Annotated in this window: 12 protein-coding genes; 7 read left to right on the plus strand and 5 right to left on the minus strand. The window is 40.4% G+C overall.

Features of this window, described 5'->3' with window-relative positions; genetic code table 11:
* The first annotated feature begins 167 nt into the window (after positions 1–167).
* Positions 168–665 (plus strand): phosphate-starvation-inducible protein PsiE, encoded by a 498-nt coding sequence (locus MWG72_RS08770; protein WP_004647497.1) that lies wholly within the window; start codon positions 168–170, stop codon positions 663–665.
* 200 nt (positions 666–865) lie between these two features.
* Here MWG72_RS08770 and MWG72_RS08775 read toward each other — a convergent pair whose 3' ends face one another.
* On the minus strand, positions 866–1318 hold the full coding sequence (locus tag MWG72_RS08775; RefSeq protein ID WP_180038787.1) for an RcnB family protein: 453 nt from the start codon (positions 1316–1318) through the stop codon (positions 866–868).
* A 180-nt stretch (positions 1319–1498) separates the two neighbouring features.
* Between MWG72_RS08775 and MWG72_RS08780 the strand changes: the two genes are divergently transcribed.
* Positions 1499–1957: a hypothetical protein gene (locus MWG72_RS08780; RefSeq protein WP_004647495.1), complete on the plus strand. Its 459-nt coding sequence runs from the start codon at positions 1499–1501 to the stop codon at positions 1955–1957.
* Between the two features lie 84 nt (positions 1958–2041).
* Here the strand turns inward: MWG72_RS08780 and MWG72_RS08785 are convergent, their stop codons facing one another.
* Together MWG72_RS08785 and znuD are read right to left on the minus strand one after the other, a co-directional pair.
* Complete coding sequence (locus MWG72_RS08785) at positions 2042–3505, minus strand: phospholipase D-like domain-containing protein (protein WP_247143797.1); 1464 nt, start codon at positions 3503–3505, stop codon at positions 2042–2044.
* Between the two features lie 106 nt (positions 3506–3611).
* On the minus strand, positions 3612–5696 hold the full coding sequence (znuD, locus tag MWG72_RS08790) for a zinc piracy TonB-dependent receptor ZnuD (protein WP_247143798.1): 2085 nt from the start codon (positions 5694–5696) through the stop codon (positions 3612–3614).
* A gap of 140 nt (positions 5697–5836) precedes the next feature.
* On the opposite strand from znuD, the gene MWG72_RS08795 reads away from it, so the two are divergent.
* The 5 genes from MWG72_RS08795 to MWG72_RS08815 all read left to right on the plus strand — a co-directional run bounded on the left by MWG72_RS08795 (position 5837) and on the right by MWG72_RS08815 (position 10916).
* Positions 5837–6601, plus strand: coding sequence for a DUF4184 family protein (locus MWG72_RS08795; protein WP_247143799.1), 765 nt, complete (start codon positions 5837–5839; stop codon positions 6599–6601).
* Between the two features lie 162 nt (positions 6602–6763).
* Positions 6764–8548, plus strand: coding sequence for an aspartate--tRNA ligase (aspS, locus tag MWG72_RS08800; protein WP_005107847.1), 1785 nt, complete (start codon positions 6764–6766; stop codon positions 8546–8548).
* 116 nt (positions 8549–8664) lie between these two features.
* The gene (locus tag MWG72_RS08805; protein ID WP_004278319.1) at positions 8665–8886 is read left to right on the plus strand and encodes a hypothetical protein; all 222 of its coding nucleotides are present in this window, start codon (positions 8665–8667) and stop codon (positions 8884–8886) included.
* 18 nt (positions 8887–8904) lie between these two features.
* Positions 8905–9771 (plus strand): lysophospholipid acyltransferase family protein, encoded by an 867-nt coding sequence (locus MWG72_RS08810; protein WP_247143800.1) that lies wholly within the window; start codon positions 8905–8907, stop codon positions 9769–9771.
* Positions 9772–9815: 44 nt separating this feature from the next.
* Positions 9816–10916 (plus strand): glycosyltransferase, encoded by a 1101-nt coding sequence (locus MWG72_RS08815; RefSeq protein ID WP_247143802.1) that lies wholly within the window; start codon positions 9816–9818, stop codon positions 10914–10916.
* On the opposite strand, the gene MWG72_RS08820 is transcribed toward MWG72_RS08815, so the two are convergent.
* Both MWG72_RS08820 and MWG72_RS08825 read right to left on the minus strand, forming a co-directional pair.
* Complete coding sequence (locus MWG72_RS08820; protein WP_247143803.1) at positions 10905–11957, minus strand: glycosyltransferase; 1053 nt, start codon at positions 11955–11957, stop codon at positions 10905–10907. The two genes, MWG72_RS08815 and MWG72_RS08820, sit on opposite strands and share 12 nt — an antisense overlap.
* 6 nt (positions 11958–11963) lie before the next feature.
* Positions 11964–12776, minus strand: coding sequence for a glycosyltransferase family 25 protein (locus MWG72_RS08825; RefSeq protein WP_247143804.1), 813 nt, complete (start codon positions 12774–12776; stop codon positions 11964–11966).
* Positions 12777–12778: the final 2 nt, after the last annotated feature.

Consider the following 12778-nt stretch of genomic DNA (forward strand, 5'->3'; position numbering starts at 1 on the left):
TCCTATTTATTCAATGTTACCACCCATACAATATAGCAATTTAGTCTAAAAAAAGCGCAAAAGTTCAAATAATTTAATCTTTATTTTTCATTCAATCATTCTGTGCATGATCTTTGCACGTTATTCTGCAACTATCTTTATTTCACATGAAAAATCAGGAGGATAATATGTCTAAATCACGTCCGAAAATTGAAAAATTTGAAGCTCTCCTCGACCGTCTTGGCAATCTTGCTGTAGAAAGCTTTCATTATATTGCGCTGTTTATTATTGGCTGTATGGTGATCTGGTCCGCTGGCCATACCGTCATTGACATTCTGACCGTGAAACAGTTCGCCACCATTGACGACATTCTTCTGTTGTTTATTTATCTGGAACTTGGTGCCATGGTCGGCATCTATTTCAAAACCAACCATATGCCAGTACGTTTCCTGATTTATATTGCCATTACTGCACTGACCCGTTTGCTGATTGCAGATATTCAACACACGCATAAAGCCAGCATGGATCTGGTGATTATTACCGGTTCGATTCTGATTCTGGCCTTTGCGATATTAGTGGTGCGCTATGCCTCATGGACTTATCCATCCGTGATTCGTGACAAACATAGTGAAAAGCCATTACCCCTTGGCAAAACACCGCGTCCAGAAGATGATGAATTGGCATAGTCTTTTAAGCCCTCTTTTTTTGCACTTCAGCTTAAAATAATACTTAAGCCTCGTTTAGGGTTTTGGGAGATTTATCTCAAGCAATCTCTCCCTTGCGTAGCAGTGCTGCTACTCATCTCCTCACAGGAGAGGGAACTATTTTGGTCTTTTTGAGTTATTGACGTTTATAACTGAATTATCCGTTCAGAGTTTAGAGCAGTTTAACGATTCGGCACCAGCACATAGCGTCCGTTTTCATAAATCCAGTAGCTGCCACGCGGTGGTGCTGGTAACCCTAAACGCTGCCAATCGGTAATTACCGTATATCTCGAACTTTCAATCCGGGCAACATTCGGATCACCATTGACCCAGCTATAACTATTCGAATTTTGATAAATAGTGGTCGGTGCCTGATACTGAATGTTTAATCCACTTTGACTCTGTGCAGGTGGATAGCCCCAATATGGTGGTCGTTGCGGGTAATGTGGTCTTGGTGGCAGCGGACGTTGCGGATAATACTGCCGTGGTGGATCATAAGATCGTGGAGCGCTGCGATAATTCGGTGTGGATCGATCTACACCACCATAACCCACCCAAGCATTGCCAGCCATACTTTGTGCAGAAGCTCCTAATAGCAATGCAGCCAATATTGCACTCGATAGTACGATTCTCATTTGAGCTTCCTCCGAATAATCTGCTTATATTTTAAACAAAATAGATGCAGAAAATATGGATAAGCTCGCTGGAGCTGCAATTTTTTGTAATGCGCTCGCCTATTTTCAATCTGACAGGCACGTCGGCAAGCTACTGCTTTATGCTAAAATTACTTTTTTTAATGTTTCGAGTTGAATACTGTGTCTGATTTAAATTTCGATCGTTTACATGAATATTTTTCTAAAGTGCCGAGTGTTCAGAAAGAACGGATTGATAGCTATGGTTCAGATGGCAAACAGGCATGGTGGTTTAAGTTTCAGATCAATGTCGATCATCCGCTGGCTTGGCAAACTGTGCAAGAGCTGGGACATGTCCTGAATTATATTTCTAAAAATGAACGTCTTCCGACGCAGTTCCTGCCAGTATCTCCACCACCGTATATGAATGGTGTAGCCAAAGATTTCCTGTCTTGGGTGATCCAGTGTAATCACGCAGATTTCCCACCCGATGTAGTTTGTGACTGGTTAGAAGCGCGTTTACCAAATCCGGTTGATGATGAAGCGCAATGGAAAATTAAAACCGATATTTCTGAGCTGGATGAATTAACGGATAAAGAGCTGGATCAGCTGGTTCCGCCGAATCCAGAATCAAAAAGCTGATAATAAAAAATCTCCCTAACTCCCTCTTTTTCAAAGAGGGACTTTCCTCCCTTTTTAAAAAGGGAGGTCAGGAGGGATTTAAAATTAAAACGTCGACCAGCCGCTCCATTCCATAAAACGATACAGCCAATATTTAAAGAACGAGTTTTCTGCATATTGAGTGTAATCTACGCTCATCGAACGGCCATTTAGATTTGACCATGCACCCTCAAAATATTGCTGGGCATCCCGGAAGACTTCGGCCTGAGGCTGACCCACCACGCGCATATTAGTTTCCAGATTATAGTTTTTCAAATTGCGTACCGTAAAATTGGCCGAACCTAAAATCATTTCAGCTTGCTGAGCATTGCGCTTCATTAGGATCTTGCTATGACATTGCTCACCCTGAGTATGACACCAACGTACATTTATACCCGCTTCGTGCAATTCTGAAGCCACCTGCCGATTTGGAATTCCATTCTTTTCACGGCCAAAGGCATCTTTATTTGGGTCGAGTAAAATCCGGACTTTGACACCACGTTCATGGGCCGCTATCAGACTTTTGATAATTTTTCGCTCAGACAGATAAAACATTGCCAGATCAATCTGTTCACTGGCTTTCGCGGTCTGAATCAGATTCAGAATCGCATCATAAATGGCTTTTTCAGTCAGCACCTGAGCTTGTGGCTGGCTACTGTCTGCCTGAAAATCCCCAGCGACAATGGCTGGCATATTCGCTTGTGACATCATGCCCACAGACAGTTCTGTTTTCAAAATATCCACAGCTGTGCTCCCCCAGACCAATAAACCAATATTGGAATGCCGCGAACTGCCATCATGTGGATTCATGGATGTGACCAGTGCTTTCCAGCCTTGATCGGTATCCACCACCATGGTTTTACGATGATTGGCTTTAAAATTAAATAAATCAAAATAACTGCGCAGGGTAATTTTTTCTGTTCCAAACGGGTTTGGTAACCAGCCTGTTTCCGGATTATTGCCAATGCCCTGGCAACAAATATACCAGAAGCCGGACCAGCTTGGATTGGAAGCCCGCAATGGCGTCAGATTGGTTTCAATCACATCAATACCGTGCTGACGCAACTCCCGATACTGCTCGGATCTAATCCCGCCATAAACTGAATTGATCGGATCGGTAATAAACTTGATTTCCACCTCAGGCTGCAGCAGGCGCTTATTGATTAAAGCATCACTCAGCTGTTGACTCAGTGCCTGATGCTGCTGCGTAGATGCACCGGTTTGCTGATTAAATAAAAACATGTCCAGCACAATCAGCGATTTGGCCTCTTCAATCATTTTCAGCATTTCATTAAAAATGCGATGATCTAAATGCTGTTTTCCTTCGGCATCCAGATAAGTCTGATCGGCCAGAAACTTGACTTCGGCATGACGCAGTTTGCCCGTGTAATTCAGACCTTCCGGCAAAGGCTTATACGTGTGGTAGATTGCCGAAGCCAGATAACCTACGGCCAGCACACTAATGATCAAAGTCGCATAACGGCGATTCGACCAGTTCAATTTATTGTGAATTCGTTGAAAGATACGCATAAGAAAAAACCTAACCCAATATACTCAGGCTAGGTTTTATCTTATGATTTTTCAAGTAGATTTCGGTGAGATCTAGATGATTTGGTCGATTATTTCAGTAGACCTGTTAGAAATCATACTGCACGCCAACAGTAAAGTTGCGACCCACCTGCGGAATATTAGACAGGAAGGAAGTATGTGAATATACCTGATCATCAAGCAGGTTATTGGCCTTGAAATAAACCCGATAAGCATTGTTATCTGCAAGGCTATTGGCATAGCTTAAGCCAACATTCACCATATTGTAGCCCTGGGTTTCATCTTCATAGCTGGCGATCTTGTCCTGATTAAAGACATGATAATATTCAGCCAGACCTGACCAACCATCGGCAAAGTCTGCTTCAACTTTTGTTCCTAAACGACCTGCAGGTACACGTGGTGCATTCTCAGCTTCAATCTTGCCACGCACATAGTCCCCAAAGACGCTGAGCTTATACATATCATTGATCTGATAACCGGCTTGTGCTTCTGTACCATAGAATCTGGCTTTGTCTTGGGTATAGTCGACCAAGCGGAAGTCACCTTCACTATCTGTAGTTGAACCATAAATATAGTTATCAAACCAGTTGTGATAGACATGCACGTGATAATCGAGTTTATCGCCTTCATAATGCAGACCTAATTCAAGATTATTTGATTTCTCGACATCCAGATCTTCATTCCCTCGCTCATAAGTATTAGTTGCGAAGTGAATCCCGTCTGCATAGAGTTCCTGAGCAAGTGGCAAACGTTGTTGATGTGAACCCACTACAGAAAGCTTATAGTTTGGTGCAAATTCCCAATTGGCAGCCGCGGATGCAGATACACCTGTATCGGAATAATCTTTTTTACGCCGAGAGTCGACATCCACTTTTTGATGCTCAACGCGTGCGCCCAACTCAACATGCACGTCGCCAAGTTGCTTATGCTCTAACCCAAATAAACTGTATTTTTCAGTTTTGGTATCAGGCATCACGACAGCCTCATGGAAATGATCATCATGTGGCTCCAATTGACCTGAAAGATCAATCTTTTGTTGGCTATATTGAGTACCAATTACCCCTTCCCAGCCTGCAACTGGCACATGCACCAACTCTAAACGTGCATCATAACCCTTGCTTTTAAAGTTACTGATGACTGCATTTTCTTCCAGTTCATCATGTTCATAATCGGTAAAGCTGGCATGCGCACGTAACTTTTCAAAACCGGCAAAAGGCTGTTCAAGTTCGGTACGGACATCATAACGCTCAGACTTTAAATCTACCCAAGGACCCGCGGTTTCTTCATGATCGTGCTCATCTTCACCCGGTTTTGGACAGTGAAAATGATCGCCATGAATTTCACAGCCATGATATTCATGACTATGACCTGGCAAACCATACTGATCCTGACGGTTACTATAAGACAAACCAACAAAACCACGATCATGAATCCATGATCCGCCAATATTGACCGTTTGCCCTTCAGCAAAAGTATTGCCCACACGACGTTCTTTTTCTAATTCGTCATCATGCTCATGAAAATAATCAGGTGCAATATAATCATTGGCGTTACGCTTTGAGCCTTCTACACGCAAAGCAAAGTTTTCACCAATACCCGCTGTTACACCAGCACTTGCCAGTTTTTCATCACTGCCGCTGTTATAACGCAGGCCGACTGTACCTTCCAAACCATCTTCAGGCATTTGAGTTGGGATTTTTTGATCAGTGACATTCACCAACCCACCAACTGTACCGGCACCATAAAGCAAGGTCGATGGACCGCGAATCACTTCGACCTGTTTCGCCAGAATCGGATCAACGGTGACAGCATGGTCAGGAGACAAAGTGGATACATCCGCTGTTTCAGACGCATGCTGCAACACTTTCACACGTGGACCATCTTGACCCCGAATCACCGGACGGCTTGAGCCTGAACCATATTGATTAGAATAAACACCAAGCTCATCTGCCAAGGCATCACCAATGGTGGTGGCACGTTCAGATAGCGCTTTCTGATCCACGACCTGATCTGCAACCGCGAAATCCGCCGCAGTCTGCACCAATGGATGAGCTTGCACCTGAATCGTGTCCATGGTCTGAACCGGGATAGAAGATGAGGATTGCTCTGCAAATACTGTAGGCGCAACTACAGCAAAAATTGACAATGTTATTAGATTCTTAGGGAAGGACATGACCGAAGCTCAAATTCAGTAATCTGGATTAATGTTATAATATAACATTTCATTATTTTTGCAATCCTTTACGATACTCAGTGTTATATTTTATTAGAATGTCCTTTGAATATTTTTGATTACATTAAAACATTATCTTTATGCCCTTTACCTTGTCGCATGCTGTGCTTGCTCCACCTATTTCATATTTGACTGGGAATAGACTTCCTGTTGCTGCGCTGGCGATTGGCTGTATGGTGCCCGATTTATATCGTCTCTTTACTTCGAGTAATTCAAATATCACGCATTTATGGTCTTCGCTGATACATCCTGACCTGTGGATCGGACTTATTTTCTGCATGATCTGGTATGGTCTATATCGCCCAGCTATTTACCGTTTCATCGGTATTCAGCATGATTTAAAGATTCACAATATCCTTTCAGCACTAAAATTCATCCTGGTGATGTGTCTGGCAGTCATCATTGGTACAGCCACCCATTTAATCTGGGATGGACTAACGCATGTCGACTTTCGAACTTTTGCCTTTCATAACGTCTTAGCCCAACATTTTCAGTTGCTTGGACAAAGTTATCCGCTGCACCGAATTTTACAGATTGGCACCTCAGTGATTGTCTTGCCTCTTATCCTGTGGATGAGCCTGCATTACTATAAAACTCATCAGCAATATCTTGCAGTCAGTGTGAAAATCAAATCCTTTGCCTGGGGCTTATTGCTCTTTTCTATATTTACCGGCCTATTTTCTGTCTGGGATTATGCGCGCTATATTTCTACGGAAGTCTGGCAATCAGACCTCTATTATTTTACTGGTCGCTCGATCAATGAATTTAGCCAAGGCTTTCTGATCACCTTCAGCCTAGGCTGTTTACTGTTTTTATTTTTAGACAGAGAGCGCAGGATGGGTTAAACAAAGCACTGGCTTTGCCCCTATTCACTTTAAAATGATATTGTTTTTGACCCAAGTTCTTGTGACAACATGCCCAAAGAGGCATAATCCTACCTTTACTCAAAGCGGTACGCTGTTTACGTATTCGCTGACCTTAACCCATATAGTTGGATTTCTAACGCTATGATGCGAACTCATTACTGCGGTTCTTTAACCGAAGCTCAAATTGACCAAACCGTAACATTATGCGGTTGGGTACACCGTCGCCGTGACCACGGTGGTGTAATCTTCCTTGACATGCGTGACCGTGATGGTCTTGTTCAAGTGGTTATTGACCCAGATACTCCTGAAGCATTCGCAACTGCTGATAAAGTACGTTCAGAATTTGTATTAAAAATTACAGGCCGTGTGCGTCGCCGTTATGAGGGCACAGAAAATGCCAATATGGTGAGCGGTCAAATCGAAGTTTTGGGTAAAGAAATTGAAGTTCTTGCTCAGTCTGAAACTCCGCCATTCCCTTTGAATGACGAAAACACCAATATTTCTGAAGAAATTCGTTTGAAATACCGTTTCCTGGATATCCGTCGTCCAGAAATGCTAGACCGTTTACGTTTCCGTTCTAAATTAACCAACTTGATTCGTAACTACTTCGAAGACAATGGTTTCCTAGACGTTGAAACTCCGATCTTAACTCGTGCAACTCCTGAAGGCGCACGTGACTATCTAGTTCCAAGCCGTGTATCTAATGGTAGCTTCTATGCACTGCCACAATCTCCACAGCTATTCAAACAGTTGTTGATGGTGGGCGGTATTGATCGTTACTACCAAATCGCTAAATGTTTCCGTGATGAAGACTTACGTGCGGATCGTCAGCCTGAATTCACCCAAATCGACGTTGAAACATCGTTCATGAGTGACGATGACATCATGGATTTAATGGAAACTTTAACTGTGAAGATGTTCAAAGAACTTCTAAACGTAGAGTTTGATAAATTCCCACGCATGACCTATAACGATGCAATGCGTGACTATGCATCTGACAAACCAGATATGCGTATTCCGTTGAAACTGGTTGACGTTGCAGACTTGATGCAAGACGTTGAGTTCAAAGTATTCGCAGGTCCTGCAAAAGATCCTAAAGGCCGTATCGTTGCGCTTCGCGTACCGGGTGCTGGTTCACTTCCACGTAGCGCGATTGATGAATATACGAAGTTTGTAGGCATCTACGGTGCACGCGGTTTGGCTTACATCAAAGTCAACGAACTTGAAAAAGGTATCGAAGGTCTTCAATCTCCAATCGTGAAATTCATCGAGCCAATCGTGCTTGATCTATTGAAACGTGTTGGCGCTGAAAATGGCGACATCGTATTCTTCGGTGCAGACAAAGCGAAAGTTGTAAACGATGCCATGGGCGCGCTTCGTGTAAAGATCGGTCATGACATGAAACTTGCAACTTGCGAGTGGGCGCCACTTTGGGTGGTTGATTTCCCAATGTTCGAAGAAACTGATGATGGTAAATGGACATCTGTGCATCACCCATTCACGCTTCCAAAATCTAGCGTAGAAGAAGTGAAGAACAACCCAGGCGCTGCGCTTTCTGTGGCTTACGATATGGTATTGAACGGTACTGAAATCGGTGGTGGTTCACTGCGTATCCATAACCTTGAAATGCAAAAAGCGATCTTTGAAGCGCTTGGCATTGGTGAAGAAGAAGCAGAAGAGAAATTCAGCTTCTTGTTAAATGCATTACGTTACGGTGCTCCTCCGCATGGTGGTTTGGCATTTGGTCTTGACCGTCTTGTGATGCTCATGACTGGCGGTTCTTCAATTCGTGACGTGATCGCGTTCCCGAAAACCAAGACTGCTGAATGTCCATTGACTCAAGCGCCAGCACCAGTTGAATCAAACCAACTGCGTGACCTTGGTATTCGCTTACGTGAAAAACCAAAAGCTGAATCTCAAGAATAATTTCTTGACGTTTTAAGTGAAAAAGCCCTGCCTCGTGCAGGGCTTTTTTTGTAAGATTGAGTCGTATCTGGAACAGTGGCATAATAGCCACAGTTTTTAATCTAAGGTAATTAGCAATGGCTATGCGTCCTGCAGTTCGTAATCGCAGCATTATGCTTATTGTATTTTCAGTGGTTCAATGGCTGTTCATGCGCTATATCCTTGCCAACAACCTGTTCAACCTCGATACCAATGACCGTATTGTGTATTTCTGCCTGAGCAGTATTTTAGGTGCCCTGCTGATTTTTGTAGGTTTGATTTATATGGTGCTGAAAGGCAATCCGGACAAAGACCTATAATCTGACCATCTGGACACCATGTACACCCTACTCAAAAATTTCTCCAAGCTTCCACTAAGATTCATTCAAAATCTTGCGCAACTGACTGGATCTCTTTTGTATTTCAGCCATTCTTCTGCACGCCGAGTGACTGAGATTAATCTGGCCTCTGCTTATCCTGAACTTTCTGAATCTGAACGGGCTGATTTGACCAAACGCAGCCTGAAAAGTCAGTGCATGACGTATGCGGAATCAGTCAAAATTTGGGGTTCATCTTCTAAATATGCGCTGTCTTTAATTCGAGACGTGCATGGTGTAGATCTATTTATCCAAGCTTTGCAAAATCCGCATGGTTGTTTGGCCGTGGTGCCACATTTTGGTACGTGGGAGCTGTTGAATGTCTGGGTGAATCAACATACTTCTCCTGTGATTATGTACAAGCCCAGCAAGAATCAGGATGTTGACCGCTTTATGCTTGAAGCTCGGCAACGCCTGAATGCCACACTGGTCCCTACAGATGATTCTGGTGTACGTGCTTTGTTTAAGCATTTAAAACAGGGTGGCTTTTCTGCAATTTTACCGGATCATGTACCTAAAGAAAGTGGTGGTATCTACTCACTTTTCTACAATCAGAATGCGCTATCTTCTACCTTACTTTCCAAACTGGCAGCCAAAACACAATGTTCTGTGGTTGGACTCAGTTGCCTAAGACGCAACGATTTGTCAGGTTATGATATTGTTGTGACCCAACTTTCTGACGATATTTCGTCGAAAGACCTACAGTGTTCTGTGGATACCTTAAATAAAGAAATGGAGCGCATGATTAATGTCGCTCCAGAGCAGTATTTGTGGGGATATAAACGGTTTAGGAAGTTGGAAAATGACAAAAGTTTATATTACTCATAGTAAAAATTAGCTACTTAAATTAAAACTTAAAAATTAGGTTTAAAATGAAAGATCAGAAAAAAATTCTTTTTATTATTGATCATCTTAAAGGTGGTGGTGCAGAAATTATGACTCTTAATCTTGCAAAAAAACTGCAAGAGAGAGGCTATGAAATAAACATCATAACCTTAATTGATATAAATAATTATAAAGAAAAGACTAAGAGTTTCAATATTCAATCTATTGATTTTCCTATTAAATTTGTTGGTGGGAAGTTATTAATAGACAAAAAATTAGAATCTAGTAAGAAAGAACAACTCCAGTCTCTTATTGATGAAATAAAACCTGAAGCTGTTATATTAACTATTTGGTATGCATATTTAAGCATATCATTTATTAATCATCCAAATATATGGATATGGTCACAAGCAGATATTCTTCCTGAATTTAATAAAACTTCAAATCCGATTAAAATATTAAGAAATATATATAAGAAGAGAAAATTTATTAATAAATTTAAGGAAGTGTTTTCAAACAAAAATTTTATCGTACTTAATAAAGATTTAAAATTGAAATATTCTCAAATTTTAGAGAATTCTAATATAAATGTTATTTATAATGGATTAAATTTAAAAGATACAATACAATCTGAAAAGAAAGAAAAAGTATGGGATATTTGCTATGTTGGTCGTTTATCACCTTCCAAACAAATTGAACATGCTTTATTTGCTCTAAAAAATTCTCATATTATTAAAAATATGATTATTATTGGTGATGGAGCAAGAAAAGACAAACTTTTAAAATTAGTCAATCAACTAAATATTAGCGATCGTGTTCATTTTACTGGCTGGGTGGATGAACCTATCGAATATATTAAAAAAAGTAAAATATTAGTTCTCCCTTCTCAGACAGAAGGCTTCGGTCTTGTTATTGGAGAAGCTCTATTAAATGGCACTCATGTCGTTGCATATAATTGCAGCGAAGGAGTATCACATCAATTTTTTACCCCTGATATGCAACGCGGTCTAGTACAACCAAATAATCGTGCAGAATTAAAAAATTCTATCGAAGATATATTAGAAAATCCATATCAAATTCCCCCAAACTTATCAAAACGTTACGATATTAAAGAGATGGCTGATAAATTTATTAAGTTAATCGATTAACCGTATATATTCCGCAACAGCATAAGTTTGGGTAAAAGATGGATTCAAATTTGTTGAATAATTATCTACCTCTTTTAATGCTTGATTGATTTTAAGCGAAAGTTCAAAAATATTGCCTACAGCAACGAGATTATTAGCTTGTAAAATTTCATTGGGACCCGAAGGGCAATCAGTACTTATAACGGGAATACCCAAAGCTAAAGCTTCTAAAATTACTAAACCCAACCCTTCAAAATCAGACGACAAAACCATAAATTTTGCATGCTTAATATATGGGTAGGGATTTTTTTTGAAGCCTGTAAAAATAACCTTGCCTTCTATCCCTAAATCTTTAACCAATTTTTTAGAAGTTTCTAATAGTTCACCAGTCCCGACCAAAACCAGCTTTTCTTGAACATTGGCTTTTGCATAAGCTTTAATTAAAATATCATGTCGTTTCTGTTGCTTAAACTTCCCAACATTTACAATATATGGTTTTTCAATATCAGGAATATATTCATTTGCTGTTGAAACCACTTGTTCCACATCAATCGGATTATAAATTGTAGTAATCCGACTTTTTGAGCCAAATACTTTAATAAAGTCTTTTTCGACACCCTTACTTACTGCTACACAAGGCTTGGCTAAATAAACTTTATCCAACTGTTTTTTCATTCCCTCTAATCTTTCACCATATTCCAAACTCGTCGTGTTATGAATGACTAAATGAACATTCGGTAACTGACTTTTTGATAATATAAAATCAACAGGAAATAAGTTTGATAGGACAAGATCAGGGATCCCAATATTTTTAATAACAAACCGATCAAATGCTTTTGCTGCAAAACTGGCACGCATAAATTTAGGAATTGCACGATACTTTTGATAATCAAAAAAGTGAAGTTTTACGCCCTCAGGAATCGGTAAATCAATAATATTTTTAAAATAAACAATATGTGCTTCATGACCTGCATCAATTAGGCCCTTTGCCAAGGTTAAAGCAAAACGTTCAGCGCCATTTCCCTGTAAAGTAAAAATGGCTAATACGATTGTTTTTTTCATGAAGCACTAATCCTGAATAAATTTTTCTTGATCTAGATTGATCAATCTTTTTTCTGCCTTTCCCATGACCTGCAAATATCGTATCGCCATTGCAATTTGTCCTACTAAACGTCTTTTTTTAAACTTATATTTTTCTTTGATAGAGCTGAATTCAGGTTTAAAGTGTTCAGAGCGCCCAATGGTCGAATCAAAACGCCCTTGTTGTAAGAGACCATAAGCACCAAGCTGATCTTCTTGAATAATCACTGCCGGTTCAGCTTGCAAACAATGTAATTCATAAGCAGAGAATATAAATCCATCTGCAATTGCCGGTGTGGTTTTTGCCAAACGTTTTAATAATTTTTGCGCGCCACTCGGGTAGAGGATATAACCTGCTGCTCCAGTACGATCTTGATATAATTCATATAATTCGACCTGAGTAGAACCTAAGATACACACGGGTGTTCGACTAATAATTTTTTTACGACTTCTTACTTCTAGATTAATTAAGTCCACATCTGAAAATTGATGCTGTTCAATTTCATTTAAAATTTCTTTTGTATTGGAAGCCAATACGGCATCATCTTCAAGAATTAAACAGGGCTGATTCCTTTTTATTACTTCTTCCCAGGCTTTTTGGTGACTGAGAAAGCACGCTACCTCAACTTTACGCAAAGGCCTTTGCCAGCCAAAACCGAATTTTTGGTATTGTTCTTCACTCAGATCAGCAACTGAAAATGCTTCTAATATTTCAAAATCCAGTCCTAATTTCCCAAATTGTCTTTTTTGAAAATCACGACGATCCTGTGAACTTTTTAAATTGATAATTAAAGTATTCACAA

The sequence above is a fragment of the Acinetobacter lwoffii genome, from assembly GCF_022967985.1.
In the GTDB taxonomy this organism is placed as follows: Bacteria; Pseudomonadota; Gammaproteobacteria; order Pseudomonadales; family Moraxellaceae; genus Acinetobacter.